Consider the following 24,146-nt stretch of genomic DNA (forward strand, 5'->3'; position numbering starts at 1 on the left):
GGCGTCGGCGGTGGGCGCCCCTGGTCCAATTCGACGGCTTCGGCACCGTCGGTCTGTTCTGATGTCGATCCTGTCTCAGCGATCGATCCATTTCTGCATCGTTTCGGGATAGCGCGGAACCGATGAGGTGTCGATGAGAGAAGAGGCTGTGTTCAGCCCGTCCAGTTCATCGGCGGTCAGTGCGAGGGATGCCGCGGCCGTGTTCTCCTCGAGGCGGGGGATCTTGGTGGTGCCGGGAATGGGCACGATCCGGGGCCCTCGAGCCAGCAGCCAGGCCAGAGCGACTTGGGCGGGTGTGGCGCCCTTGTGATGGGCAATGGAGGCGAGCAGGTCGACCACCTGCTGCCCTTCTCGCAGCGATTGCTCGCTGTAGCGCGGCAGACTGGCTCGGATGTCGCCTTCGGCGAACGCGGCCGAACCGTTGAGGGACCCGGTCAGGAGCCCCTTGCCGAGCGGGCTGAACGGAACGAGGCCGATGCCGAGTTCGTCGAGAGTCGGCAGGATCTCCTTCTCGGGCTCGCGCCACCAGAGCGAATACTCACTCTGCAGCGCGGTGATCGGCTGCACCGCATGCGCCCGGCGAATTGTGTCCACTCCGGCCTCCGAGAGACCGAAATGACTGACCTTCCCGGCTTCGATCAGTTCTCTGACGGTACCGGCGACATCCTCGATGGGCACCTCCGGATCGACCCGGTGCTGGTAGAGCAGATCGATGCTGTCGACGCCGAGGCGGTGCAGTGAGTCATCCACGGTCTGCCGGATGTAGGCGGGCGTGCTGTTGAGACCCGAGTCCCGGTTGCCGTCGAAGTCGAAGCCGAACTTCGTGGCGATGACAACGTCCTCGCGGACCGGGGCGAGTGCTCTGCCGAGGAGCTCCTCGTTGACGAAGGGCCCATAGATCTGTGCGGTGTCGAAGAACGTCACCCCGAGGTCGACGGCCCGCCGGATCACCTCGATGCCGTCGGCGTCGTCGACGCGCGTGCCGTAGCCATGGCTGAGCCCCATGCATCCGAACCCGATCGTCGAAACACTCAGACCGGTATCGGCGAGTCTGCGTTCGTCCATGTGCTGTCTCCTTCGGTTCTCGGTCGTCAGCTCAGTTCCCGGCGCGGCGGACCGCAGCGAGGTCGTCGCGGATGGCCTGCGGCTCATCCTTCTCCGGCAGATTCTGCGGATCGAGCGCACCATCGAGATCTCCGGGCCGATCGCTGCTCAGGGGAGAGAACAGCGTGTCCCAGTCGGTCTGCTGCTCACCCTCACGGGCGATCAGTTCGAAGGTCTTGCCGCGGGCACTGTCGGTGATGAGACTGCGGATCAGCACCTCGGCGATCTGGGACCGAGCGATCGGTCCGTCCAGGGTGCCACCCTGTTCGAGAACCAGCCGCCGTTCGTTGGGGGCGGCCCTGTCGAACCAGCCCGGACGCACGATCGTGTGGTCGAGGCCGCTGGCGCGAAGCAGTCGTTCGGCACGACGCTTCCAGGGGTTCGCGCCGGGAACATCGGTGCGTGTGGCGTAGACCGAGGACATGAGCGCCACGCGGGGTCTCGCGGTTCCCAGAGCCTGGAGGACATTGCGCATGCCGCCGTAGTCGATGCGCTCACCGGCATCGGCTTCGCCGGGCGCCCCGTGGGTCATCACGATCAGGCTCGCCCCCTCAAGAGCAGTCTTCAGGGACTTCGGGTCCTCGAGATCGGCCTGGACCAGGTCGACGCCGGGGAACAGCTCTTCGGCCTTGGCGACGTTCCGGACGAGGGCGCGGGGCCTCAGTCCCGCATCCCCGGCCGCAGTCACGCAGTGGCGGCCGATGGTTCCGGTTGCGCCGATGATGAGCACCTCGGGTGTTTCAGCGGTATCGGACAAGACTGTCTCCTTCTTTCGTTGCACGCTCCGGTGAACCGGATCCGGTTCACCGGAGCGTGTGGGATCGAGCCGTCGTGTGGACGGTCTGCAACCGAGACTAGACCCGTCTTCTCGCCGCTGGGGTGTACTGTCAGTACGCGCAATGGTGCCTCCTTCTTCGCCTCGCGGCGAAGGCGTGAACTGGTCAGATGCGACGATCGAAGAGCGAAACCACACACCCCTGCGCAGCGGAGCAGTCCGCCGCCGACCAGCAGCTGTCATCGACGGCGTCGCCGCCACGGCACCGAATGATCCTCGGGATCATTCTCATCAGCTACTTCATGATCGTGCTCAACAACTCGGTCATCTTCACCGGACTGCCGCAGATCCAGGCCGAGATGAACCTGTCAGCCAGCGGAATGGCCTGGGCGCAGAACGCCTTCACCCTGATCTTCGGCGGGCTTCTGCCGCTCGGGGCGCGAATGGGGGACCTGCTGGGGCGTCGTCGCGTATTCGTGACCGGACTCATCATCTTCGGCCTCGCGTCGTTCCTCGTCGGAGCGGCACAGACCGAGGCGTGGCTGATCGCAGCTCGCGCCCTTCAGGGAATCGGCGCCGCGATCGTGGCACCGTCGTCGCTGTCGCTGATCACCGCGGTCTTCCCCGCCGGCCCGGCGCGTACGCGAGCCGTTGCCGCCTACGGCACGACCGCGGGCGTCGGGGCCAGCTTGGGCATGGTCATCGGCGGAGCGCTGGCCTCGTGGGTCTCCTGGCGGGCCGGGTTCTACATCAGCGTGCCATTGGCGCTGCTCCTGGCCGCCGCCGCGATTCTGTGGCTGCCGAGATTCGCCTCCGCCAAGGGCCGCTTCGACATCATCGGGGCCGTCACCTCCACAGTGGGCATGGGCGCGCTGGTGTACGGGATCATCAACGTCGGGGAGGGCGGATGGACGGCCATCCGGGCCTGGGCGCCGATGCTGGCCGGGGTCGTTGTGCTCGCCCTGTTCGCTCTCACCGAATGGCGGGTGAAGGAGCCGATCATGCCTCTGCGCCTGTTCGCCAGTGCCCAGCGCTCCGGTGCGGCGGTCGCCCGGCTGCTGTTCGCGGGCACGATGATCGCGTTCTACTTCTTCGGCACCCAATACTTCCAAGGAGTCTACGGGTGGACACCGCTCGAGGCCGGTCTGGGCTTCCTTCCGATGAGCCTGGTCCAGTTCGCCTTCTCGCTGACCGTGGCACGCCTGACCGCCCGCTTCGGCAACGCCGCTCTGGTGTCTGCCGGTCTGATCATCACCACCGTCGGATTGGGCTGGATGACTCAGATCGATGCCGATGCGCCGTTCATCATCGGTGCCGCCGGCCCGCTGCTCCTCCTCGGCGTCGGACAGGGGATCGCCTTCGGGCCGCTGACTGCCGCTGGGATCGCGGGTGCCCGCACCGAGGACGCAGGGGCGGCCTCGGGACTGGTGAACACGGCTCATCAGCTCGGCAGCACACTGGGCGTGGCCATCCTGACATCGGCGGCCGCCGGTGCCCTCACCCTCGAAGACCAAGTCGTCGATGCCTTCGTCGGAGGCACCGTCATGCTTGCGATCTCCGTCGTCGCCGCTCTCGTCTTCATCCTTCCGGGTGAGATCCGGGCTCGTCGAAGGGAGCGGATCCTGTGAGCCGGCAGGTTCGCTGCGCGCCCCACCGGAGGATGAGCTCGGAACCCGCGAGCCCTTCAGGACTGTCATCGTGGCCGAGCCCGGACCGTGACGGGGCAGGTCAGCCGAGTTGGTCGGCCGGGCGCAGAAGGACCTCGTTGATGGCCAGGTGGCGGGGGCGGGCGAGGACGAAGGCGATCACCTCAGCGATCTCCTCGGGCTTGACCGTGGCCGCGTCGTAGCTCTTCTGCACCGCGTCCCGAGTGGCCTCATCAGTGATGTGGGTGGGCAGGGGCGTGTCGACGACTCCGGGCTCGATGAGGGTGACGCGGATATCGGGCAGGAGCTCCTGCCGCAGCGATTCCGACCATCCGTTGATGCCCCATTTCGTGGCGGCGTAGACACCGTTGGTGGCGCGGGCGGTGCGACCGGCGACGGACGAGATGTTGATCAGGTCTCCTCCACCGGCCTTGAGCTGGTCGAGGAAGACCTCGGTCGTGGTGATCGCGCCGAGGAGATTCGCCTCGACCATGGCGCGGTAGTCCTCCCTCCGCTCCGAGGAGAACGGACCGAGCAGCATGGTCCCGGCATTGTTGACCAGCACGTCTGCCCCTCCGAGTTCGTCCTGGACTCGGTCGGCGGCGGCGACGATCTGGTCGCGATCGGTGACATCGGCTGCGATGGCGATCGCACCGTTGCCCAATTCCTCAGCGAGGGCGCTGATCCGGTCATAGCGTCGGGCCAGCAGAGCGACGCGATAGCCGTCGGCGGCGAGTGCCTTGGCAGTGGCCGCGCCGATTCCCGACGACGCGCCGGTGATCACTGCCGTGCGGATGGTGTCAGTCATGATGGTGGTTCCCTTCGAACTGCTCAGTTGCTGTTGGCTGTGAAGTCGGTGGTCGACGAGACTGGAGCGAATGCCTCGAGTTCTGCGAGGCGTTCGTGGAGCTCATCGCGGGCGACCCGCACCGCGTCCGGGCCGAGGAGCAGCCGGAACGGCAGCTGATCGCGGTCGACGATGTCGATGATGACCTTCGCCGCCTTGGCCGGATCGCCCGGCTGTGTGCCGTGTGAGTGGTCGTTCTCCTTCCTGCGTCTGCCGGCAGTTTCGGAGTAGTCGGCGATCGCCGTCGCGGACTGGGTGAGTGAACGGCCGGCGAAATCGGTGCGAAAGGCGCCGGGCTCGACAGCCATGACGCGGATGCCCAAGGGAGAGACTTCGCGGTTCAATGCGTCGGAGACTCCCTCCAGTGCGGTCTTCGTCGCAGTGTAGTGTCCGGAGCCGGGATTGGAGACCACGGCTCCGATCGAGGACACGTTGATGATGGTTCCCGAGCGGCGGCTGCGCATGTGCGGCAGGATCTGCTGGATCACGTCGATGGGGCCGAAGAAGTTCGTGGCGAACAGCTCCTCGACGTCGCTGTCGATCGCCTCCTCCACGGCTGCGCGATACCCGTGCCCGGCGTTGTTGACCACGACGTCGACAGCCCCGAACCGGTCGAGAGCTGCAGTGATCACGTGCGTGATCTGATCATGGTCCGTGACGTCCAGAGCCATTGCCAGGGCAGTGTCCGGGTGCTCGTCGACCAGGGCCTGCACTTTGGTGACATCGCGGGCTGTGGCCACGACGTTGTCACCGCGTTCGGCGACGGCCCGAGCCAGCGCAGCTCCGAGTCCGCTCGAGGCTCCAGTGATCAGCCAGGTGGTCATCTCGTGTCTCCTTCACGAACGATTTCGATTCCACGGTCAACGTAGACTCGGGCGGCCGGAAAAGGGAGTCACCAGTCATCCGTGCAGTGCCAGTGCGCCCATGGCGAAGTCGATGCGTGGTAGTGGTCGAAGGGCGTACTGTCAGTTCCTCCCACTTCCTTGCATTCGGCGTATTCTGGCGACTATGGATCACAGACGAGAGGTGACTGATTTCCTCCGCACCCGCAGGGACCGGCTGACCCCGGCCCAGGCGGGAATCATCGGAGGCGGACGACGTCGGGTGCCCGGGCTGCGCCGTGAGGAATTGGCGATGCTGACCGGAGTGAGTGTCGAGTACTACGCCCGGATGGAGCGCGGAGACCTCCGCGGAGTCTCCCTCGAGGTCCTCGAGGCGCTGTCGCGGGCACTGCAGCTCGATGAGGCCGAGACCGACCACCTCGTCGATCTGGCCCGTGCCGCCGGACCCACCCCGCCGAGGCGGAGACGGAAGACCCAGGCGGAGCAGTCGGTCAAGCCCTCGCTGCAGAGATTCCTCGACGCTGTCACCGGCGCACCCATGTGGGTCAGGGACAGACGCCTCGACTTCGTCGCCGCGAACGCTTTGGGCCGGGCGCTCTACGCCCCGATGCTCGACGATCCTGCCAATCAGGGCAACACCGCACGATTCACCTTCCTCAGTCCGCACTCGCGGGCCTTCTTCCCCGACTGGGAGCGCAACGCCGACGACATCGTGGCGACTCTGCGCACCTACGCCGGGCAGAACCCGCTCGACAAGGAACTCACCGACCTGATCGGCGAACTCGTCACCCGCAGCGACGCCTTCCGACAGCGATGGTCCAAACACGATGTGCGCCACCACCGGTCCGGACTCAAACGCATCCACCACCCCACCGTCGGCGACCTCGAACTGAGCTATCAGGCGATGGAGTTCCCGGCCAACCCCGACTGGTTCATGTTCGCCTTCACCGCCGAGCCGGGCTCGGCGACCGAGGAGCGCATCGATCTGCTGTCCAGTATCGCCATCCCCGAGGACATGGTCAGTCAGTCGCACACGTCCCAGTGAGGTGATGTTGAGGTCGGTGTCCTCTGCAGTGACGCGAACGTGCGGCGGAACCACACACTGACGGTGCCTCCCTCAGCGGGTCGGATCCTCTTAGCCTTGTCGGTATGGATCGATCAGAGATCGGGGCTTTTCTGCGCGAGTGCCGCGCCCGTGTCAGGCCCGAAGACCTCGGCTTCGTCGGCGATGGCCGTCGTCGCGTATCGGGAGTGCGCCGGGAGGAGATCGCAATGCTCACGGGCATCAGCGTCGACTACTACGCGAAGATGGAGCGCGGCGACATCTCCGGCGTCTCACCGGAGATCCTCGATGCCCTCGCTTCCTCCCTGCGGTTGGACGCGGTCGAGACCGGGCGGCTGCATGAACTCGCGAGGGCTCAGAGCAGCGGAGCGCCTCGCCGACGTGCGCGCCGCAGTCAGCCGGGTGTGCGCTCGAGTCTGTTCCGGTTCCTCGAAGCGATCACGGGATCGCCGGCATGGATCTGTGACCGGCGGATGACGATCATCGCCGCCAACCCATTGGCACGAGCCCTCTACGCTCCCATCATCGACGGCCTCCGGTTCGGATCGAACACCGCCCGGTTCATCTTCTTCGCCTCCGACGCCGAGGTGTTCTTCCCCGAGTGGGAACGCATCGCCGATGAGATGGTCGGTGTTCTGCACCTGCAGGCGGAGCAGCACCCGTACGACCGCTAACTGACCGACCTGATCGGGGAGCTGGTCACCGGCAGCGAGGATTTCTCCGCACGCTGGGCCAGCCCCAGTCCGTGCATGCCGGGAATCGGGATCAAACGGATCCACCACCCCCTGGTCGGCGACCTCGAACTGCATCACGAATCGCTGGAGCTGCCCATGGAACCGGACCGGTTCCTCTACGCCTACACCGCCGAACCCGGCACCCCCACGGCCGAACGGCTCCAGCTGCTGGGCAACCTCGCTGCCGATGCGGACCCCGAACCCGATGCGGAGGCCGAAGGCTGAGTTCACCTCATCGATTGACTTGCCGGCGACGGTTTAGTCGTCGCCGTCGATGATGTTCTTCAGCACCGTGGTTGCAGCCATACCGCTCGGCCAGCCCGCATAGAACGCCAAATGCAGCAGTGCCTCCTTCAGTTCGTCGTCGGTGACACCGTTCTGCCGCGCGTAATCGAGGTGGAACCGGAGCTGATCCGTCTTCCCCATCGCCGTCAGCGCGGAGATGGTGACGAGGCTGCGGTCGCGCTTGGACAGTCCCTCGCGTTCCCAGACCTCGTCGAAGAGAACCCTGTCGGTGTAATGGACCATCCCGGGGGCGAAGTCGCCGAAGGCGTTCTTCCCGCCGGTCCAGCCGGTGCGTTCCTGATCGTTGCTCATGATCTCTCCTCTCGCGGGCGGGTCACGATCATCCGCCCTCTGTCCATGTGAACGCGGGTGCACTGCCGCGTGGGAGACCCCGTTGTGAGGGGGGGTACTGCCAGGGACTGGCACGTTGCCCGCGCCCCGGCCGTAGCGTGGCTTCCATGAGCGAGTACGGGAACTGGGCACACCGGCCACGGATGCGCGACGGCCTGCGGGCGGCGCTGCTGGCGATGACTGACGCCCCGGCGACCGTGGTGACCGATCAGCTCGACATCGTCGCAGCCAACCGGCTCGGAAAGGCTCTGCTGGGGTCCGCCCTCGTCGATGGACGGCCGAACCTGGCTCGATTCGTGTTTCTGAACGAGGGGGCTTCCAGGGACTTCTACCCCGAGTGGGACCGGGTCGCCGACGAATTCGCCCATCTGCTGCAGGCGGCAGCATCGTGCGACCCGCACGATCGGACGCTGCACCGTCTGATCGGAGAACTGGCGACATCCAGCGAGCCGTTCCGGAACCGCTGGTCCTCCCCGCACGGGAACGGCTGTCATCCGCCGCATGTGAGCATCCGTCATCCGGCGGTCGGAGAACTGGACCTCATCCGCGAGCACCTCGCCCCGCGCGCGGATCGCGGACTCACGCTCACGCTCTATGCTGCGCAGCCCTCCAGCGCCACGGACGAGCGCCTGCGCATCCTGGCCAGCTGGAGCCAGGAGACCGCCGATTTCGCAAGCCTCGACCGAATCGATGAACCAGCGGATCCATCAGGGTGACGAACGATGGGGCCCGGCAGCGGGAGGTCCGGTCCAGGGGTGGTACCAGCAGTGCCTCCCACGACGGGCAGGCCCGGTCTAGTCTGAAACCGCGAACCAGCTGTGGTCGCCTCGGCGCCGCAGTGCCACAGGGGCTGCGAGCCCGGCACGACGCCGGCGGGAGGGTGGCCGAAACGATCAGAAGGAGCAGAGATGAGTGAGAACGAATTCGATCAGATCTTCCCACAGGGGGAACCCAACAACGCCTTCGCGCAGTACTTCATCGGCCAGAGCTATCTGGCGCCTTTGACCGACGGCAGCGTCCCGGTGTCCAACGTGACCTTCGAGCCGGGCTGTCGCAACAACTGGCACATCCACCATGGCACTGCCGGAGGCGGAGATCAGATCCTGCTGTGCAGCGCCGGCAGAGGCTGGTACCAGGCCGAGGGGGAGGAGCCGGTGAGCATGGAGCCGGGGACGGTGATCCGTGTGCCGGCCGGGACGAAGCACTGGCACGGGGCGCAGGCGGACTCGTGGTTCTCCCACCTCGCCTTCATCACCCCGGGCGAAGGAGTCAGCAATGAGTGGCTCGAACCTGTCACCGACGAGGTGTACGGTCAGCTGCCGAAGAACGGAGGAAACGCATGAGCGTCCTGAAAGAGACCTATCGACTGTCGAACGACGTCGCCATTCCCCAGCTGGGGCTGGGCACGTGGTTCATCGACGACGATCGGGCCGCAGAGGCGGTCCGAACCGCAGTGGAGATCGGCTACCGCAATATCGACACGGCTCAGGCCTACGGCAACGAACGCGGCGTCGGCGAGGGCATCCGCACCAGCGGTGTTGACCGTGGTCAGCTGTTCGTATCCACGAAGCTGGCCGCGGAGATCAAGGACTATGACGGTGCCGTCGCTGCGATCAGCGGTTCCCTGGAGACGATGGGCCTGGACTACGTCGACCTGTTCCTCATCCACGCCCCGCAGCCGTGGGAGGACTTCCGCGGCGGCGACTACGCTGAGGGCAATCAGCAGGCATGGCGCGCGCTGGAAGAGGCCTACCGGGCGGGCAAGGCCCGCGCGATCGGTGTCTCGAATTTCCTGAAGGAAGACCTCGATCGGATCATCGACGGCGGCACGATCACCCCGCATGTGAATCAGCTGCTGGTCCACGCAGGCAACACTCCAGTGGATCTCATCGACTACTGCACGAGCCGGAGCATCCTCGTGCAGGGGTATTCGCCGATCGCGCACGGTGAGATCCTCGACAACGCCGATGTGACGGCGATGGCCGAGAAGTACGGAGTGAGCGTGCCGCAGCTGTGCATCCGATACGCATTGCAGCTGGGCACCCAGCCGCTGCCGAAGACCGCGAACCCCGAGCACATGCGCACCAATGCGCAGCTGGACTTCGTCATCTCCGAGGCAGACATGGCTGTGCTGAAAGATCTGCATGCCCAGGACTACGGCGACTCCAGCGTGTTTCCCGTCTACAGCGGCAAGTAGTCCGCCTCCGGCGATGGCTGGGGCTGAGGCTGCGAAGCCCATCTGATAAGCGGATGCCTGTACTCCACATGAGTGTTAGACTGTCATATGTGGATGATGGGCATCCGCTTAGTTTCTGAAGCTCTTGAGAGGAGCCAATCGTGACCAATGAACAGACCACCTTCACCCTCGGCAGCGGTGTCGAGCTGCCTCAGATCGGCTTCGGCGTCTATCAGACTCCGCCGGAGGAGACCGCTGACGCGGTTCAGGCAGCGCTCGAGACCGGTTACCGCCATATCGACACCGCTGCCGCCTACGGCAATGAGAAGGGTGTCGGCGAGGCGTTCGAACGCTCGGGACTCGATCGCGCCGACGTGTTCCTGGAATCGAAGGTCTGGGTCGTCGACTACGGTTACGAGGAGACCCTGCACGCGTTCGAGAAGAGTGCGGCGAAGCTGGGCGTCGACCAGATCGACCTGCTGATCCTGCATCAGGCCTACCCGAAGCGCTTCGATAGGACGATCCAGGCGTACAAAGCGCTGGAGACCCTTCTGGCTGACGGAAAGGTGCGAGCGATCGGTGTCAGCAACTTCCTTCCCGTGCGTCTGGAGCGGCTGCTGAACGAAACCGATGTCGTCCCGGCGGTCAATCAGATCGAGGTGCATCCCTACACCCAGCAACGTGAGCTTCAGGCGTTCAACCGCGAGCACCGCATTCTCACCCAGGCCTGGTCTCCCATCGGCGGAATGCGCACCTACGGCGACGGCGACACGCCCCTGAAGGACGAGACGATCACGGCGATCGCGCAGACACATGGCAAGACGCCCGCCCAGATCATGCTGCGGTGGCATATCCAAGAGGGCCGCCAGGTGATCCCGAAGTCGGTGCGGCCGGCGCGCATCGCGGAGAATTTCGACGTCTTCGACTTCGAGCTCTCGGCTGATGAGATCGCTCGCATCGATGCCCTCGAACAGGGCATGACCATGGTCCCGGACGAACTCGACTTCGACACCTTCAGCATCGAGATACCCGAGGCGTGAAAGCCTCCATGGCGATGGCGGAGGGCAGGGGCACGTGCTACCGGCTCGCGCCGACGACGTCGTCGTCCTCCTGCCGTTCGAATGCGAGTTCGGCCAGTCTGCGCATGCGAGCCTCGGACGGTGTGTTCGGTTCGGCGCTGTAGGCGGTCAGCGTCAGGCCGGCCTCGGCGGGCAGCTCCAGAGCATCCAGACTCAGGTGCAGGTCTCCGACCAGGGGGTGACGGAAATCCTTGTACCCGCTCTGGTGCAGCCGCACATCGTGCTTGGCCCAGAGCTTGCGGAACTCGGGCGACTTCGTGTTCAGTTCTCCCACCAGTTCCGTCAGACCCTCATCGGAGGGGTCGCGGCCGGCTTCGGTATGCAGCAGCGCGACCGCAGTGTCCGCGGCGACAGACCAATCCGGATAGAGTCGGTGCGCGCCGTCGTCGAGGAAGCAGAACCGTGCCAGATTGACCGGTCGTCCCGGATGGCAGAAGGCTTCCGAGTACAGCATCTGGCCGAGCGTATTGATCGCCAGGATGTCGAGCCTGCCGTTGCGGATGAACGCGGGGACCCCCGTCATGCCGTCGAGCAGCCGTTCCAGACTCGGAGAGATCTGCCCGCGCTTCCTCTTCGCCGTCTTCGGTGCAGGACCGGCGGCGCGGGCCAGATCGAACAGATGCTCACGCTCGGCCCCGTCGAGGCGCAGGGCGCGGACGAGGGCGTCGAGGACGCTGTCGGAGACGCCGGCGAGACCGCCGCGCTCCAGGCGGGTATAGTACTCCACACTCACCCCGGCCAACAGTGCGACCTCCTCCCGGCGCAGTCCGGGCACGCGCCGGATCCCGCCGAAATCCGGCAGACCAGTGTCCTCGGGGCGCAGCTTCGCCCGACGGGTGATGAGGAACTCTCGGATCGCGGCTCGATTGTCCATACGTCAACAATAAGTCAGACCTGTGCAGGCCAGACAGGCCCCAGCAGTACCTGGCACCGGCCCGGCTCGGTCCGGGAAGGTCAAGCACCGAACCATGTCGAAAGGAAGGAAGCCATGGCCTCCTGGAATACCGAGCAGATCGAGAGAATCGCCTCCACCGACGATTTCCACATCGCGGTCTACCACGAAGACGGGACGACTGGGACCTTGACCTGGATCTGGTCGGTCGTCGTCGATGGGCGCCTGTTCGTGCGCTCGTACACCGGCACCAACGGACGTTGGTACCGGTCCGCGCTGGTCCAACGCGCGGGAAGGATCACCGCGGCCGGTGACGAGCACGAGGTGGAGTTCACCCCGATCGATGATCCCGAATTGAGCGACCGCATCGACGCCGCATATGAGGAGAAGTACGCCGGCAGTCCTTATCTGCCGCCGATGGTCGCAGAAGGGCCGCGCGCGGCGACCGTCGAAGTCACACCGCGCAACGCCTGAGCGTCGCGAAGCAGCATCTCTGCGTCGTGTGCGCCCCTTTCGCCGCAGCAGGAGGCTTCGGCGAAAAGGGGCGCACACGACGCATTCGGCATCCAAGAGCCCGGAGTGCGAGACTTCTGCACACGAACATGACTGGAAAGGGAAGAATCTGTATGTCGACACGTCCGAGAATCATCTGCCACATGCACACGCTGCTCAATGGAAAGATCGACGGCATCGCGAACCCGACAGCGGTGGGCATGCGCTCACAGAAGCTGTACTTCGATCTGTTCCTCGGTGAGAATCGGGTCTTCACCGAGCACCGCGGATGGATCAGCGGCAGCGGGACGAGCCGGGCGATCCTCGGCGATGGGCCGAAGGTCGAACTTCCTGCACCGACCGAGGCGGTGCCGTCCGGTGACTTCATCGCCGACCCCGATGCGCAGATGCACTACTTCGCCGTCGACCGTTCGGGAACGCTTGCCTGGGATCGAAGTTCTTTCACCTATTTCGACGCCGACGTCCACGTCGTGGAACTCATCCCTGCCTCCGTCAGCGATGCCTTCAAGGCACATCTGCGGTCCGTCGGGGTCTCCTACCTCATCGCCGGCGAAGACGAGCTCGACCTGGCCGAAGCCGTGCGGAAGATCGGCGAGACCTTCGAGACCGAAGAGATCATCCTCGGCGGCGGAGGGACTCTGAACTGGTCGATGATCCGTGCCGGCCTCTGCGATGAGATCAGCCTCGTTCTCATGCCGACAGCCGACGGTGAGAGCCACACCAACTCCCTCTTCGAAGCCGATGAGAAGCACTCAGCACCCGCACCGTACGAATTCGCTCTGAAGAACATCGAGCCCTTGGAAGACGGCAGCGTGTGGCTGCGATACGACGTGAAGGGCCCTGTGGAATAGTCCTCAGAAGAGGTGCACTCACAGTTCCTCCCTCGAGTCCCGGTCCGGTTCTAGAGTCGGAGTCATGAACGAGAGAATCACGTTGAACAATGACATCACGATGCCGGCGCTGGGATTCGGCGTCTTCCAGACGCCACCGGCTGAGACCGCTGCCTCCGTGGCCGAGGCTCTGCGAGTCGGTTACCGCCTCATCGACACGGCCGCCGCCTACGGCAATGAGCGCGAGGTGGGGGAGGCCATCCGTGCTTCGGATCTCGACCGGTCCGAGGTCTTCATTGAGACGAAACTGTGGATCAGTGACTACGGGTACGAGGAGGCGCTGCACGGGTTCGACAAGTCCGCGGGCAAGCTGGGGGTCGACACGATCGATCTGCTCCTGCTGCACCAGCCTCTGACAAGTGACTTCGACAAGACGATCGGGGCGTACAAGGCGTTGGAGACTCTGCTGGCCGACGGTCGGGTTCGGTCGATCGGCGTCAGCAACTTCATGCCCGAGGTGCTGGAGCGTCTTCTGGCGGCTACGGATGTGGTGCCGGCGGTGAACCAGGTGGAGGTGCATCCGTTCTTCTCGCAGTCGGATGTGCAGAAGGCCGATGCCGGTCATGGCATCCTCACGCAGGCGTGGTCGCCGATGGGCGGGATCACCAGCTATGGCGGTTCCGATCGCTCGACGTTCGATGATCCGGTCATCGGTGAGATCGCTGCCCAGCATGGGAAGACTCCGGCACAGGTGATGCTGCGGTGGCATCTGCAGCAGGGGCGGTCGGCGATTCCGAAGTCGGTGCGGCCGGAGCGGATCACGGCGAACTTCGATGTCTTCGATTTCGAGCTGACGGATGAGGAGCTGGCCAGGATCGATGCTCTGGAGACGGGGGTGCGCAGCGGTCCGGACCCGGATTCGATCACGCTTGCCTCGTTTGCTCGGGACATTCCCGAGGCCTGAACGGTCAGCCCCATGCCGCAGGTGCAGCCCCCGCCGGTGCAGAGGTCCGAGAACGGACCGGCACCGGCCGGGTGCGTGCACCGGTTCGCCGCGATCGGCACCGAGTGGCAGATCCGCACGCAGCGCCCGCTGACCGAAGACACCCGCGCGAAGATCAGCATAGTGTGCGACGACATCGATCGGGTGTGGTCGCGGTTTCTCCCCGATTCCCTGGTCACCCAGATCGCCCGCGCCGAGGCTGGGGGACGGTTCGAATTCCCGGCTCGCGACCGCTGCCTGTTCGATCTCTACGATCAGCTGTTCGTCGCAACCGACGGTGCTGTGGACCCGCTGATCGGGCGGGACCTGGAACTGCACGGCTACGACGCGGACTACTCGCTGACCCCGGACCATGCCGGCCTCAAGGCACGGGCACCGGATTCCTGGAGACGCGATGTCCGCCGGGAGGACACCCTGCTGATCACGGAGAGGCCGGTGGTCATCGACGTCGGGGCGGCGGGGAAGGGCCACCTCGTCGACCTCATCTCCGGGATCCTCCGCGACGCGGACATCGAACAGTTCCTCGTCGACGGCGGCGGGGACCTGCGCCACGCCGGGCCCGGCACGGTGACCGTCGGTCTCGAACATCCCACTCGCCGAGGCCGGGTGATCGGCACCGTGCCGCTGCACGGCACAGCGCTGTGCGCCTCTGCGACCACCCGCCGAACCTGGGGTGAGGGACTGCACCACGTGCTCGACGGACGCACCGGCCGGCCCGTGTCCGATGTGGTCGCCACCTGGGCCGTCGCCGCTGACGCCGCGACGGCCGACGGGCTTGCCACCGCCCTGTTCGTCGCTGAGCCGGCGCAGCTGTCTGCGTTCACGTTCTCGTGGGTGCGGATGCTCGCTGACGGACGGGTGCAGTGGTCGAACGACTTCGCCGGACAGCTGTACCTCTGAGCCCACCTTCGATGAAACCATCACATCATCTCTGCCCCGCGAAGGAGTCGATCTCATATGAAACACCACCGTGTGGTCCGCACCGCCCTCGGCGCCGTCGCCTCCGCCGCGGTTCTGCTGCCCCTGGCCGCGTGCAGCGGCGATCGCGGCGAGAACGAGCCGTCCTCGACCGTTCCCGAGCAGAGTTCACCGGCGCCGGGTGCGGGCCCGTCTGAGCCGGCCGCCGGTCCGGAGGGGTCGGCCGCTGAATCGCCGGAGCCGGGTGGGCAGGAGTATCGGGACGGAACCTACACTGCTCGCGGTGTCTATGGCGGTGCCCCGTCGTACATGGATTTCACCATCGTCCTCGACGACGGGGCGATCACCGAGGTGGAATCCGAGCTGATGGCCGATAACAACGACACCTCGCGCGGATATCAGGAGCGGTTCGCCGCGGACCTGCCCGACGAGGTGGTCGGGCAGAGCATCGACGACCTCGAGGTCGACGCGATCGCAGGAGCCAGCGGCTGCGGTGACGGTTTCAACGACGCACTCGACAAGATCCGCGCTCAGGCCGCCATCGGCTGAGTGGACTCTCGAAGCCGGCGCTGAGTCGAACGCGTGGCCCGAAACCGACCAGAGTCCGTGTCATCGGGCGGTGCTATCGTCGGTCGCATGGGAACCGATGATCTCACCCCGGCCCGGAACACTCTGACGATCGAGGAGGCACAGAAGCTCTGGGACGTGGAGCCGGGCTTCTTCGACACCTGCTCCTACGGTCCTCCGCCTCGCAGCGGATGGGACGCCCTGCAGGTCTCATTGGACCAGTGGCGATTCGGCACCACACCCTGGCAGCCCTGGGCCGAATCCGTGCAGACCTCGCGTGAGCTCTTCGCCCGATTGATGGGGACCACGCCGAATCGCGTCGCGACCGGAGCGGCGGTCTCGCAGCTGCTGGCCCCCATCGCCTCGGCGCTGCCGGACGGGTCGACGGTTCTCGTGCCCGACATCGAGTTCACTTCGGGAGTCTTCCCCTTCGCCGTCCACACCGACCGCGACATCACTGTGCGGACCGCGCCGCTGTCGGACCTAGCCGAGGCGATCGGGGAGGATACGAGTCTCGTGAGCTTCTCGGCCGCCCAGTCGGCCACCGGTCAAGTCGCCGACATCCCCGCGATCGTGACCCGCGCCCGCGAAGTCGGGGCCATCACCGTTCTCGACGCGACGCAGGCCGCCGGTTGGCTGCCGCTGCGGGCCGACGACGTCGACTACCTCGTCGTCACCGCCTACAAATGGCTCTGCGCCCCGCGGGGAACCGCCTTCCTCACGATGAACCCCGAAGTGGGGAACAAGAACGCTGCCTTCGCGCGGCGGCTCAAGCCGACGGCGGCCGGGTGGTTCGCCGCCGACGACGCCACATACGGGATGCCGCTGCGGCAGGGCGACGGGGCACGGGCCTTCGACATCTCACCGGCCTGGCACAGCTGGGTCGGCACCGCACCGGCCCTCGAAGTGCTGCTGTCGGTCGGCATCGAAACCATCCATGACCACGATGTCGGCCTGGCCAACCGGTTCCGCTCCGGCGTCGGGCTGGGGGAGTCGGATTCGGCGATCGTCTCGCTCGAGGCGAGCGGGACCGAGATCGACCGACTGCGGAAAGCCGGGATCCGCTTCTCGGTCATGGACGGTCGGGCCCGCTTCGGCTTCCACATCTTCAGCACCGAGGCCGATGTCGATGCGGCCCTGGAGGCGTTCGACCGGTAGCGGACTCAGCTGTCCTCGGAGTCCTCGACGACCCGATCCGTGGCCAGCAGCGTCCGGTCACCGGCCCTGAGCGTGCCCAGGCCCTCGGTGGTGAACGTCACCGGCACCGCGACGGTGCCCGAACCATCGGCCGGATAGCCGCGGGCGAGGCTGCCGGTCGCCGCGTTGTGGACCCGCAGGGTGCCACCTTCACGCAGATAGATCAGGCCTCCGACCGCCGCTTCGAGTTCGACCGATTCCGGCACCGAGACCGGCAGTTCGTTCTTGCCTGTGTCGTCGATGACCGTCAGCCCCTGCGTGCTGAGCGTGACGACGGCCCCGGTGTTCGCATCCGGGGCGACCCCGCGGGCATCGTCATCGAGCAGCTCACCGGTCTCGCGGTCGAGCACCGGCCCGACTCCGTCTCCGGCGTCGAGGGCGATGACGTCCTCACCCGGATCGGCCCCGGGGACCGCGCGCAGCTCATCGGCGTCCCAGCCGTTGTCCGAAAGCGACAGCTCCCAGGACTGCTCACCGGTGGCGCGCAGCGTCTGGCCGTCGATGCTCAGGATCGTGCCCTTGTACTCGCCGAGGCGGCGCACGTCCGAGGGTCCGTCCTGCACTGCCTCGCCGGTGGCCGGGTCGAGGGCGAGAGCTTCGGTGGGATCGGCATCCTCGGCGGCGAAGACCGTGCCGGGTCCGCGCATCGGGCCGGGCACGTCGACCGGTCCCCACTTCTGCTTTCCGGTCTCGAGGTCATAGGCGCTGGCGGTGACGTCCTCGTCGCAGTCGGTCGACGAATCGGAATCGGTGAGCACGGCCAGCGCAGAGCCGTCGGCATCGGTGCTGACGGTGAATCCGGTGCATCCGCTCGGTCGCTTCGCCTGCCACAGCGTGGAGCCGTGGACGTCGACGGCGGAGAAGTCGAGGGTCTCATCATCGGTGCTCGCAGACAGGAAGACGTCACCGAGGTGCGCCGGCGGCAGGTCCCACCCGGGTTCGACGAGCTCGAGGGGTTCGACGACCAGCGGCAGCTGCAGATCGGAGCCGTCGACGGCATCGAGGTCGGTCGTGACCTGCTCGGGACTCCGGTCGAAGTCGTCGGGAGCCTGGGAGCAGCCGGCGAGGACGAAGGCGCCGATGAGCGGTCCGGCGAGGGCGGAGAGGAGTCTGCGGTTGCGCATGGTTCAGTGCTTAGCTCCCGGCGACTGCGTGGGCTTCGCCGGCTCCTCGGCCGCGGCGGCGCGACGGGCGCGGCGACGCTCATAGAGGAACCACAGGACGATGGCCAGCACCGCCAGCACGCAGACGACGATGATGTCGGTCGTGGTCGAGGACCAGGAGCTCACCCATTCCTGAGCATGGGCCAGGGTGGTCGTGGGCACCAGCGACGGTGCGGACACGAGGCCGTTGGTCGCCCAGAACACGATGCCGACGGCGATCATCAGGACACCGGTGACCATCGAAACGATCGGCAGCCGGCGACCGAGGAACGAGACCGAACCCCCGCGGAGGATCGACCGGGCCCGGGTGCCCACACGGGTCCACAGGGCCGCGATGATGAACAGCGGCACGACCATCCCGGCCCCGTAGACGGCGAGCATGATGCCGCCGAGGACGAAGCTGCCCTCGGTCGCGGCCAGGGTCAGCACCGCGCCGAGGATGGGCCCGGCGCAGACTCCGGCGATCCCGCTCGTGGCGCCGAGGAGGAAGGTCTTCGTCCATCCGGTCGCCTGCGCGGAGCGCTGCCGGGCGGCATCGGCTCCCGGCAGCATCCTGGCCGGGTCGAAGCCGAAGCCGAAGAACTGGACGATACCGAGGACGATGAGGATGACCGAGGCGACGAGGACGATCGCGCCGCGGTGGGAGGTGAACAGGGCCCCGAGCGTACCGGCGCCCATGCCCAGGGGGATGAGCACGAGCAGCATGCCCACATAGAAGAGGAGGCCGTGGAGGATCAGGCGCGAGCCCGCCCCGACGGTGGAGCCGAAGAACGCCGGCAGCAGGAGTGCGGCGCAGGGACTGAGCAGCGCGAGGATTCCGCCGATGAAGGCGCTGAGCAGGCTGATGTCCATCAGTTCTGTCCTTTCTTCGCCGTCTCGACGGCATCGACGAAGACGTCCGTGGGCTGGGCACCGACGTACGGCTGCCCATCGAGGATGAACGTCGGAGTGGAGAACGCGCCGAGATCGGTGCCCATGGCGGCGTTGTCCGCCACCGCCTCGGCGGTTTCCTGGGAGTTCATGTCCGAGGTGAATCGGTCGGTGTCGAGTCCGATCTGCTCGGCCACCGCGGTCAGGGCTTCGGGCGTGAGCTCATCGGGGGAGCGGGGCTTGCCGTCTGAGAACAGGGCGTTGTGGAATTCCCAGTGCTTGTCCTGCAGGGCCGCGGCATAGGCGGCCTTCGCGGCTTGCTCGGACGCGGAGCCGAACACATTGACCTCGCGCCATTCGATGCGCAGATCCCCGGAGTCGACGTAGTCGAGCATCTGCGGCAGCGTGTCCTGCGACCAGGCGGCGCAGTAGGGGCACTGGTAGTCGGAGAAGACGACGAGTCTGACGGGTGCATCGGCGGGACCGTCGGACATCGGATCCGATTCCTCGTCGGAGTCGACCTCGCCGAGGTCGGACTGCTCGGGATCGGCGACCTCGGTGACGACGACATCGGATTCAGGACCGGCGCCGCCGGCCGTCGGCGTCGACTCGTCCTCGCCTCCTCGGTCGATGACGAGGATCATGAGCACGAGCGCCACGGCGATGGCGCCCACCGTGGTGGGGATCCACCAGCGGTACTGCGGACGCGGTGCCGCATGTTTGGCCATGTTCTCACTCCTGAATTACTAAGATGCTTAGTAAACTATAGGTCATCGGTCTTCCGGGTCGAAAACTGCGGATCGACTGCCGCGGCCGGTCATCTCTTCGCCGCTGCGTCCTCGGCCGGGATGAGCAGGGGGCTTGCGGGATCGCCGACGAGTCGGGCGCCGGAGTCGTCGATGTGGTGGGGTGCGCCGAAGTCCCCGGTCTCGGGAGCCTGCTCGATCTCGAGCAGGCTCCCGTCGTCGGCTGACCGCGTCTGCGTGCCGTCGTCGTCGCCCGCGGCGTCGGATATGACGAAGCCGGCCCCGACGGCGGAGAGCTCGGCGTCTCCGTCCAATGGTGCGTCCCAGCGCTTCGTCCCGTCGAGGTCGAAGCCGTGCAGCTTCGAGTCGCTGGTCACCAGGGTGCGGCTGCGTGAGTCGAAGCCGGCGCTGTCGATGTCGGCGGCGACGGTGACTCCCGAGCGCAGATCGATCAGGGTGCGCGATCGGCCGCCGCTGCCGATGAGTGCGTGGGAGTCGCCGACGGCCTCCCACGGAGTCTCGCGAGCCTCGGCGGCCGTGAGCCCCAGGTCCGCTGCGGGGCGGGTCCACAGTCGTTGTCCGTCGAGGTCCTCGCCGATGAGCTCCTCACCGTTGGCGCGGACGAGGTGGTTGTCGAGGAGGGCGAGGACGCGCGGTGAGTCGTCGTCCTCGACGGCCAGCTCCGCTCCGCTGGCGGGGTCGAGGGCGGTGCGGGGCCCGCCGGCGCCGATGAAGTCCTCCGGTGGGCCCGCGAAGACCAGGCCGCTGCCGAGCAGCGGGCCGGGCACCTCGACCGGACCCCACAGCTTCTCGCCGGTGGCGAGGTCGAAGCCCGAAGCCGTCGTGTCCAAGGTGTCGCTGCCGGCGGACTGCTGGTCCATGAGCACAGCCACCGGCCCGTCCTCGGAATCGCTGACGAGGAAGCCGGAGCACACGCGCGGACGCTCGGCCGACCACAGGATCGTCCCGGCCGAATCGACGGCACGGAACTCGAGGTCGGAATCGGCCTCGTGCATCGAGAGGAACACGCCCTCGGCCTCCTGCGCGGCAACGTCCCACCCGGGGTCGACCACATCCGGGCCGCCGTCTGCGCTCGGCCCGTCGGCCGCGCGGTCGTCGGCATCGAGGGCCGCGGCCGGTGAGTGCACCGGTCGCGGATCGGTCGATTCGCCGGTCGAATCGAGGCCCGTGCAGGCGCTCAGCGAGACCAGAGTGAGCAGGCAGGCCGGCAAGGCGAAAGCGGTGAGCGCACGACGAGGCATCTCAGCTCTCGGCTCGGGCCAGGGCGTCATCGACGGCGTCGACGAATTCCTGCGTCGGCTGGGCGCCGAGCAGCGGCTGGCCTCCGATGATGAACGCCGGTGTGCTCGAGACGCCGATCGACTGCCCCTCGGAGGCGACTTCTTCGAACTCCTCGTGGGCCTCCGTCGAATTCATGTCCTGCTTGAACTGCTTCGGATCGAGTCCGAGCTCCTCGCCGAGGCTGATCAGCGAGTCGTCGTCGAGCTCGCTCTTCGGGCGGTGCTCGCCGCCGTCGAACAGAGCATTGTGGTAGTCCCAGTACTCATCCTGCTCGCCGGCGGCGAACACGGCACGGGCGGCCCGCTCGGACTCCTCGCCGAAGACGGCGAGGTCGCGCATCTCGATGCGCAGGTCACCGGAGTCGACGTAGTCCATCATCGCCGGCAGGGTGTCCTCGTTCCAGCTCGCGCAGTAGGGGCACTGGTAGTCCGAGTACATGACGAGGGCGACCGGCGCGTCGACATCGCCGATGGCGTTGTGCTCGTCGGCGTCGCGGTGCTCGACGAAGTCCAGGTCCGTGTCCTCCTCGGCGCCTTCGCCCTGGGAGCTCGAGCTCTGGCTCTGGGCATCGGCATCGGAACCGTCCTGGTTGACGATGACGATGCCGATGAGCACGGTGGCGAGGATGATGACGGCGATCGGGATGAGCCAGAACATGGGGCCGCGTTCGGTGCGGAGCACACAGACCTCCTGGAGGTGGAGTGATCGGGGAGACGGGCAGGTCGATGATGGTGATGTTCGTTGTTTACTATCGACCATAGTATACTAATCTTCATAGTAGGCTCGAATGCGCCATCATCTGCGTGAAGGGACTCCATGATCGTCGACGCTGTCAGAGACGCCTGCCGGGGGCTGCGGCTCTGGGACCGCAGGCGCATCGCCGTGGCGGTCGCTGCCGCCGCCGGATCGGCCGTGGTCATCGGTGTGGCAACGGTGCTCATTCCCAATTCCCTCTTCGCCCGGGACATTCCGCCGGTGTGGTGGGACTACCCGGTCTGGATCCTGACGGCGGTGCTCATCGGGATGCTCATCGCCAGCTATGTGCGCGGCCCCGACGTCGAGGCCGAGAGGCGATCGGGCGTCCTCGGCGGGGCGGGCGGAATCCTCGGGTGGTTCGCCGTCGGCTGCCCGGTGTGCAACAAGATCGCGTTGCTCGCCCTCGGATACACTGGGGCTCTGACCTATTTCGCCCCGCTGCAGCCCATTCTGGCCGCGCTGTCGATCGTTCTGCTGGTGGTGGCCGTGATCATCCGGCTCAAGGGCCAGTACGCGTGCCCGGTCCCCTCGTCCGAAAGGAGCGTCCGCTCATGACTCCCGCCCCAGGCCGGAGTGCGAACTCCTCGCCGGTCCGCCTCGGCGCTCTCGAGCAGCAGGTGATGGGCCTGCTGTGGGATCACGAGCCGCTCACGGTCCGGCAGATCATCGAGCTCTCGGAGACCGATCCGGCCTACACGACCATCGCCACCGTGCTGACCAACCTCGAGCGCAAGGGGCTCGTCCGGCGTGAGCGCCGCGGTCGGTCGGTCCTCCACGCCCCGGTCGTCAGCCGGGAGCAGCACACCGCGGCGACGATGCAGGCGGCTCTGGTCAACGGCGGTGACCGGGCGGCCTCGATCCTCCGCTTCGTCGAAGGCATCGACGCCGACGACCTCCGACTGCTGCGCGACTACCTCGACGAGAAGGACGTCTCCGGATGAGCCTGCTGATCGGCGGCGCGTGCATCGCCGCCCTTGCCGTCATCCTCGCCTGGGCCGGCCCCGCCCTCATCCGCGCGGCCGCGCCGGTGCTCATGCGGGTGCCGCGCCTGGCCGTGGTCGCCCTCCTGTCCCTGCCCCTGCTGACCGGGGCCGTGGTCTCCGCCCTCAGCCTCATGGCGGCATGGCTGCTCAAGGGGCCCGATGTGCTGCCGATGCCCATCGGCGATGTCTGCCAGCGCTGTCTCATCGCGGCCAGCCCCTTCGGCGGTGCGCAGATCGAAACGCTCATCCCCGTCGTCCTCTTCCTGCTCCTGCCCCTGCTCGTCTCGTTCGGGTTCCTCCTGCGCGGCGGACTGCACAGCCGGCGCCGTCGCCGTGAGAACGCGGAGACGGCTCGTCTCCTCAGCCGGGAGGCCACCGACGCCGAGGTGGCCGGACGAACCGTCAAGACCGTGGCCGGTCGGCGCCTGCTCGCGTTCTCCCTGCCCCGCCGGTATGGGGGAGTGGTGCTGTCCCAGGACCTGTGCGCCGAGCTCGAGCCCGATGAGCTCACAGCCGTCCTCGAGCACGAAAGAGCCCATGTCGTCCAGGGCCATCACGCCGTCATGGCCGTCGTCGAGACCGTCGTGTCGCCGCTGCGGTTCGTCCCGCTCTTCGCCGAGATCGCGGACTCGATTCCCCTCTACCTCGAGATCGCCGCGGATGATCGAGCACGGAAGGTCGCCGGAACCCCCGCGCTCGCCGGGGCCCTGCTGAAGATCGGCGCCGAGGCGGGTGCCCGCGACCACCTCGGTGGGAAGTATGCGTTGAACATCGCCGGGCCGGACAGGATCCGGCAGCTCGTGGCGCCGGTGAAGATGTCGCCGGGACTTCTGCCCACGGCGGCTCTGAGCAGTGCGCTCACTGCCTTCGCCGTTCTCTTCTCCTCGGTCATCGCCACCTACCTCGGCGTTCTGCTCACCGGCTGCACTCTGCCCTGAGGGGGTCGCCCTGCCCGCTCACCGGCTGAGATCTTTGAAGTAGCGGGCAACGGGCCATCGTTCGAAGCCGGTGGACTCGTATGCTGAACGAGCGGCGGCGTGACCGCTGTCGTCGCCGGTCTCGACCATCACCATCGTCATGCCGGCCTCACGGGCCCGTGCGAGCGAACGCTCCATGAGGGCGGTGCCGATGCCTCGCCTGTGACAGTCGGGATCGACGACGAGGACGTAGATCTCGCTCATGCGGTCCTCGGGGTGGAACCGCGTGCAGACCCATCCGGCAGGGCGGCCGTCGTCGACCGCGACGTCGATGCCCTCCGACTCCGAGTCGAGCACCTCGCCGAGGTCGCTGAGCTGCCGTTCCCGCCAGCCGTTCGGATAGAACGCCGTGTACACGAACGCCGGCACCTCGCTCTTCAGGGCTGGGAAGACCGGCTCCCAGGCGCGGAGGGCGAGATCGAGCAATGCCGCCCGGTGCCGTGGGTCGTAGGCGATGATCTCAGTCATCTCGACCCGCCGCCCCGCGCTGATGCCGGTGGCCGACTCGTGGCAGGGGCCGCCTCGCC

The 24,146-nt window shown here is 66.7% G+C and carries 27 protein-coding genes and 1 pseudogene; 16 read left to right on the top strand and 12 right to left on the bottom strand.

Translation table 11 applies throughout. The annotated features are described in order from the left end of the window. Nucleotides 1-75 precede the first annotated feature (75 nt). Both IG171_RS01220 and IG171_RS01225 read right to left on the bottom strand, forming a co-directional pair. Nucleotides 76-1,065 (bottom strand): aldo/keto reductase, encoded by a 990-nt coding sequence (locus IG171_RS01220; RefSeq protein WP_212129246.1) that lies wholly within the window; start codon nt 1,063-1,065, stop codon nt 76-78. A 31-nt stretch (nt 1,066-1,096) separates the two neighbouring features. Then, nucleotides 1,097-1,861 (bottom strand): SDR family oxidoreductase, encoded by a 765-nt coding sequence (locus tag IG171_RS01225; protein ID WP_212129248.1) that lies wholly within the window; start codon nt 1,859-1,861, stop codon nt 1,097-1,099. A gap of 188 nt (nt 1,862-2,049) precedes the next feature. Here IG171_RS01225 and IG171_RS01230 point away from each other — a divergent pair, with 188 nt between their 5' ends. After that, nucleotides 2,050-3,507, top strand: coding sequence for an MFS transporter (locus IG171_RS01230; protein ID WP_249203914.1), 1,458 nt, complete (start codon nt 2,050-2,052; stop codon nt 3,505-3,507). Between the two features lie 100 nt (nt 3,508-3,607). Here IG171_RS01230 and IG171_RS01235 read toward each other — a convergent pair whose 3' ends face one another. Together IG171_RS01235 and IG171_RS01240 are read right to left on the bottom strand one after the other, a co-directional pair. Next, nucleotides 3,608-4,333: an SDR family oxidoreductase gene (locus IG171_RS01235; RefSeq protein WP_212129249.1), complete on the bottom strand. Its 726-nt coding sequence runs from the start codon at nt 4,331-4,333 to the stop codon at nt 3,608-3,610. A 23-nt stretch (nt 4,334-4,356) separates the two neighbouring features. Next, complete coding sequence (locus IG171_RS01240; protein ID WP_212129250.1) at nt 4,357-5,196, bottom strand: oxidoreductase; 840 nt, start codon at nt 5,194-5,196, stop codon at nt 4,357-4,359. A gap of 184 nt (nt 5,197-5,380) precedes the next feature. Here IG171_RS01240 and IG171_RS01245 point away from each other — a divergent pair, with 184 nt between their 5' ends. Both IG171_RS01245 and IG171_RS01250 read left to right on the top strand, forming a co-directional pair. Next, nucleotides 5,381-6,259, top strand: a complete 879-nt coding sequence (locus IG171_RS01245) for a helix-turn-helix transcriptional regulator (RefSeq protein ID WP_212129251.1) — start codon at nt 5,381-5,383, stop codon at nt 6,257-6,259. 104 nt (nt 6,260-6,363) lie between these two features. Further along, nucleotides 6,364-7,236: pseudogene (locus IG171_RS01250) on the top strand (helix-turn-helix transcriptional regulator). A 33-nt stretch (nt 7,237-7,269) separates the two neighbouring features. On the opposite strand, the gene IG171_RS01255 reads toward IG171_RS01250, so the two are convergent. Continuing rightward, nucleotides 7,270-7,608, bottom strand: a complete 339-nt coding sequence (locus IG171_RS01255) for a carboxymuconolactone decarboxylase family protein (protein ID WP_212129252.1) — start codon at nt 7,606-7,608, stop codon at nt 7,270-7,272. A 146-nt stretch (nt 7,609-7,754) separates the two neighbouring features. Between IG171_RS01255 and IG171_RS01260 the strand changes: the two genes are divergently transcribed. From IG171_RS01260 to IG171_RS01275, 4 genes are all read left to right on the top strand, one after another. Continuing rightward, a complete protein-coding gene (locus IG171_RS01260; protein ID WP_212129253.1) occupies nt 7,755-8,363 on the top strand; it encodes a hypothetical protein in 609 nt (202 codons plus the stop codon). Nucleotides 8,364-8,555: 192 nt separating this feature from the next. Next, a complete protein-coding gene (locus IG171_RS01265; protein WP_212129255.1) occupies nt 8,556-8,990 on the top strand; it encodes a cupin domain-containing protein in 435 nt (144 codons plus the stop codon). Then, nucleotides 8,987-9,844 carry an aldo/keto reductase gene (locus tag IG171_RS01270; RefSeq protein WP_212129256.1) on the top strand — a complete coding sequence of 286 codons (858 nt, stop codon included), beginning with the start codon at nt 8,987-8,989 and terminating at the stop codon, nt 9,842-9,844. Before IG171_RS01265 ends, IG171_RS01270 begins: the two co-directional genes overlap by 4 nt. A gap of 140 nt (nt 9,845-9,984) precedes the next feature. Beyond that, nucleotides 9,985-10,863: an aldo/keto reductase gene (locus IG171_RS01275; protein ID WP_249203917.1), complete on the top strand. Its 879-nt coding sequence runs from the start codon at nt 9,985-9,987 to the stop codon at nt 10,861-10,863. A 37-nt stretch (nt 10,864-10,900) separates the two neighbouring features. Here the strand turns inward: IG171_RS01275 and IG171_RS01280 are convergent, their stop codons facing one another. After that, nucleotides 10,901-11,776: a helix-turn-helix transcriptional regulator gene (locus IG171_RS01280; protein WP_212129258.1), complete on the bottom strand. Its 876-nt coding sequence runs from the start codon at nt 11,774-11,776 to the stop codon at nt 10,901-10,903. Nucleotides 11,777-11,890: 114 nt separating this feature from the next. On the opposite strand from IG171_RS01280, the gene IG171_RS01285 reads away from it, so the two are divergent. The 6 genes from IG171_RS01285 (at nt 11,891) to IG171_RS01310 (ending at nt 16,783) form a co-directional block, all read left to right on the top strand. Then, a complete protein-coding gene (locus tag IG171_RS01285) occupies nt 11,891-12,268 on the top strand; it encodes a DUF2255 family protein (protein ID WP_212129260.1) in 378 nt (125 codons plus the stop codon). A 152-nt stretch (nt 12,269-12,420) separates the two neighbouring features. Further along, the gene (locus IG171_RS01290) at nt 12,421-13,158 is read left to right on the top strand and encodes a RibD family protein (RefSeq protein WP_212129262.1); all 738 of its coding nucleotides are present in this window, start codon (nt 12,421-12,423) and stop codon (nt 13,156-13,158) included. Nucleotides 13,159-13,222: 64 nt separating this feature from the next. Then, entirely contained in the window at nt 13,223-14,101 is an 879-nt protein-coding gene (locus IG171_RS01295) for an aldo/keto reductase (RefSeq protein WP_212129265.1), read from the top strand. 12 nt (nt 14,102-14,113) lie between these two features. Beyond that, on the top strand, nt 14,114-15,040 hold the full coding sequence (locus IG171_RS01300) for an FAD:protein FMN transferase (RefSeq protein WP_212129268.1): 927 nt from the start codon (nt 14,114-14,116) through the stop codon (nt 15,038-15,040). Nucleotides 15,041-15,097: 57 nt separating this feature from the next. Next, on the top strand, nt 15,098-15,607 hold the full coding sequence (locus IG171_RS01305; RefSeq protein ID WP_212129269.1) for a hypothetical protein: 510 nt from the start codon (nt 15,098-15,100) through the stop codon (nt 15,605-15,607). 87 nt (nt 15,608-15,694) lie between these two features. Continuing rightward, nucleotides 15,695-16,783, top strand: coding sequence for an aminotransferase class V-fold PLP-dependent enzyme (locus IG171_RS01310; RefSeq protein ID WP_212129270.1), 1,089 nt, complete (start codon nt 15,695-15,697; stop codon nt 16,781-16,783). A 5-nt stretch (nt 16,784-16,788) separates the two neighbouring features. On the opposite strand, the gene IG171_RS01315 is transcribed toward IG171_RS01310, so the two are convergent. From IG171_RS01315 to IG171_RS01335, 5 genes are all read right to left on the bottom strand, one after another. After that, nucleotides 16,789-17,946 (bottom strand): hypothetical protein, encoded by a 1,158-nt coding sequence (locus IG171_RS01315; RefSeq protein ID WP_212129272.1) that lies wholly within the window; start codon nt 17,944-17,946, stop codon nt 16,789-16,791. 3 nt (nt 17,947-17,949) lie between these two features. Beyond that, nucleotides 17,950-18,837, bottom strand: a complete 888-nt coding sequence (locus IG171_RS01320; protein ID WP_212129274.1) for a cytochrome c biogenesis CcdA family protein — start codon at nt 18,835-18,837, stop codon at nt 17,950-17,952. Then, entirely contained in the window at nt 18,837-19,583 is a 747-nt protein-coding gene (locus IG171_RS01325; protein WP_212129276.1) for a thioredoxin domain-containing protein, read from the bottom strand. Before IG171_RS01325 ends, IG171_RS01320 begins: the two co-directional genes overlap by 1 nt. A gap of 89 nt (nt 19,584-19,672) precedes the next feature. Further along, a complete protein-coding gene (locus tag IG171_RS01330; protein ID WP_212129278.1) occupies nt 19,673-20,863 on the bottom strand; it encodes a hypothetical protein in 1,191 nt (396 codons plus the stop codon). Nucleotide 20,864: 1 nt separating this feature from the next. Beyond that, nucleotides 20,865-21,584 (bottom strand): thioredoxin domain-containing protein, encoded by a 720-nt coding sequence (locus IG171_RS01335; protein WP_212129280.1) that lies wholly within the window; start codon nt 21,582-21,584, stop codon nt 20,865-20,867. Between the two features lie 135 nt (nt 21,585-21,719). Between IG171_RS01335 and IG171_RS01340 the strand changes: the two genes are divergently transcribed. From IG171_RS01340 to IG171_RS01350, 3 genes are read left to right on the top strand one after another with little or no spacing between them, the layout of a single operon-like run. Further along, nucleotides 21,720-22,214: a hypothetical protein gene (locus IG171_RS01340; protein WP_212129282.1), complete on the top strand. Its 495-nt coding sequence runs from the start codon at nt 21,720-21,722 to the stop codon at nt 22,212-22,214. Further along, entirely contained in the window at nt 22,211-22,600 is a 390-nt protein-coding gene (locus IG171_RS01345) for a BlaI/MecI/CopY family transcriptional regulator (RefSeq protein WP_212129284.1), read from the top strand. The genes IG171_RS01340 and IG171_RS01345 overlap by 4 nt, the downstream gene beginning before the upstream one ends. Then, nucleotides 22,597-23,580, top strand: coding sequence for a M56 family metallopeptidase (locus IG171_RS01350; RefSeq protein WP_212129286.1), 984 nt, complete (start codon nt 22,597-22,599; stop codon nt 23,578-23,580). The genes IG171_RS01345 and IG171_RS01350 overlap by 4 nt, the downstream gene beginning before the upstream one ends. Before the next feature lie 18 nt (nt 23,581-23,598). Here IG171_RS01350 and IG171_RS01355 read toward each other — a convergent pair whose 3' ends face one another. Further along, nucleotides 23,599-24,087 (bottom strand): GNAT family N-acetyltransferase, encoded by a 489-nt coding sequence (locus IG171_RS01355; protein ID WP_212129288.1) that lies wholly within the window; start codon nt 24,085-24,087, stop codon nt 23,599-23,601. Between the last annotated feature and the right edge of the window lie 59 nt (nt 24,088-24,146).

The sequence above is a fragment of the Brevibacterium sp. SMBL_HHYL_HB1 genome (assembly GCF_018208375.1).
GTDB lineage: Bacteria > Actinomycetota > Actinomycetes > Actinomycetales > Brevibacteriaceae > Brevibacterium > Brevibacterium intestinavium.

What these genes read in the sequence shown, in the direction of transcription:
- IG171_RS01310 (WP_212129270.1), top strand. Translation starts at nt 15,695, where the DNA reads ATGGGAACCGATGATCTCACCCCGGCCCGGAACACTCTGACGATCGAG.
- IG171_RS01315 (WP_212129272.1), bottom strand. Translation starts at nt 17,946, where the DNA reads ATGCGCAACCGCAGACTCCTCTCCGCCCTCGCCGGACCGCTCATCGGC.
- IG171_RS01355 (WP_212129288.1), bottom strand. Translation starts at nt 24,087, where the DNA reads ATGACTGAGATCATCGCCTACGACCCACGGCACCGGGCGGCATTGCTC.
- IG171_RS01245 (WP_212129251.1), top strand. Translation starts at nt 5,381, where the DNA reads ATGGATCACAGACGAGAGGTGACTGATTTCCTCCGCACCCGCAGGGAC.
- IG171_RS01345 (WP_212129284.1), top strand. Translation starts at nt 22,211, where the DNA reads ATGACTCCCGCCCCAGGCCGGAGTGCGAACTCCTCGCCGGTCCGCCTC.
- IG171_RS01320 (WP_212129274.1), bottom strand. Translation starts at nt 18,837, where the DNA reads ATGGACATCAGCCTGCTCAGCGCCTTCATCGGCGGAATCCTCGCGCTG.
- IG171_RS01285 (WP_212129260.1), top strand. Translation starts at nt 11,891, where the DNA reads ATGGCCTCCTGGAATACCGAGCAGATCGAGAGAATCGCCTCCACCGAC.
- IG171_RS01230 (WP_249203914.1), top strand. Translation starts at nt 2,050, where the DNA reads ATGCGACGATCGAAGAGCGAAACCACACACCCCTGCGCAGCGGAGCAG.
- IG171_RS01260 (WP_212129253.1), top strand. Translation starts at nt 7,755, where the DNA reads ATGAGCGAGTACGGGAACTGGGCACACCGGCCACGGATGCGCGACGGC.
- IG171_RS01235 (WP_212129249.1), bottom strand. Translation starts at nt 4,333, where the DNA reads ATGACTGACACCATCCGCACGGCAGTGATCACCGGCGCGTCGTCGGGA.
- IG171_RS01255 (WP_212129252.1), bottom strand. Translation starts at nt 7,608, where the DNA reads ATGAGCAACGATCAGGAACGCACCGGCTGGACCGGCGGGAAGAACGCC.
- IG171_RS01350 (WP_212129286.1), top strand. Translation starts at nt 22,597, where the DNA reads ATGAGCCTGCTGATCGGCGGCGCGTGCATCGCCGCCCTTGCCGTCATC.
- IG171_RS01265 (WP_212129255.1), top strand. Translation starts at nt 8,556, where the DNA reads ATGAGTGAGAACGAATTCGATCAGATCTTCCCACAGGGGGAACCCAAC.
- IG171_RS01305 (WP_212129269.1), top strand. Translation starts at nt 15,098, where the DNA reads ATGAAACACCACCGTGTGGTCCGCACCGCCCTCGGCGCCGTCGCCTCC.
- IG171_RS01290 (WP_212129262.1), top strand. Translation starts at nt 12,421, where the DNA reads ATGTCGACACGTCCGAGAATCATCTGCCACATGCACACGCTGCTCAAT.
- IG171_RS01325 (WP_212129276.1), bottom strand. Translation starts at nt 19,583, where the DNA reads ATGGCCAAACATGCGGCACCGCGTCCGCAGTACCGCTGGTGGATCCCC.
- IG171_RS01295 (WP_212129265.1), top strand. Translation starts at nt 13,223, where the DNA reads ATGAACGAGAGAATCACGTTGAACAATGACATCACGATGCCGGCGCTG.
- IG171_RS01270 (WP_212129256.1), top strand. Translation starts at nt 8,987, where the DNA reads ATGAGCGTCCTGAAAGAGACCTATCGACTGTCGAACGACGTCGCCATT.
- IG171_RS01280 (WP_212129258.1), bottom strand. Translation starts at nt 11,776, where the DNA reads ATGGACAATCGAGCCGCGATCCGAGAGTTCCTCATCACCCGTCGGGCG.
- IG171_RS01240 (WP_212129250.1), bottom strand. Translation starts at nt 5,196, where the DNA reads ATGACCACCTGGCTGATCACTGGAGCCTCGAGCGGACTCGGAGCTGCG.
- IG171_RS01300 (WP_212129268.1), top strand. Translation starts at nt 14,114, where the DNA reads ATGCCGCAGGTGCAGCCCCCGCCGGTGCAGAGGTCCGAGAACGGACCG.
- IG171_RS01220 (WP_212129246.1), bottom strand. Translation starts at nt 1,065, where the DNA reads ATGGACGAACGCAGACTCGCCGATACCGGTCTGAGTGTTTCGACGATC.
- IG171_RS01330 (WP_212129278.1), bottom strand. Translation starts at nt 20,863, where the DNA reads ATGCCTCGTCGTGCGCTCACCGCTTTCGCCTTGCCGGCCTGCCTGCTC.
- IG171_RS01340 (WP_212129282.1), top strand. Translation starts at nt 21,720, where the DNA reads ATGATCGTCGACGCTGTCAGAGACGCCTGCCGGGGGCTGCGGCTCTGG.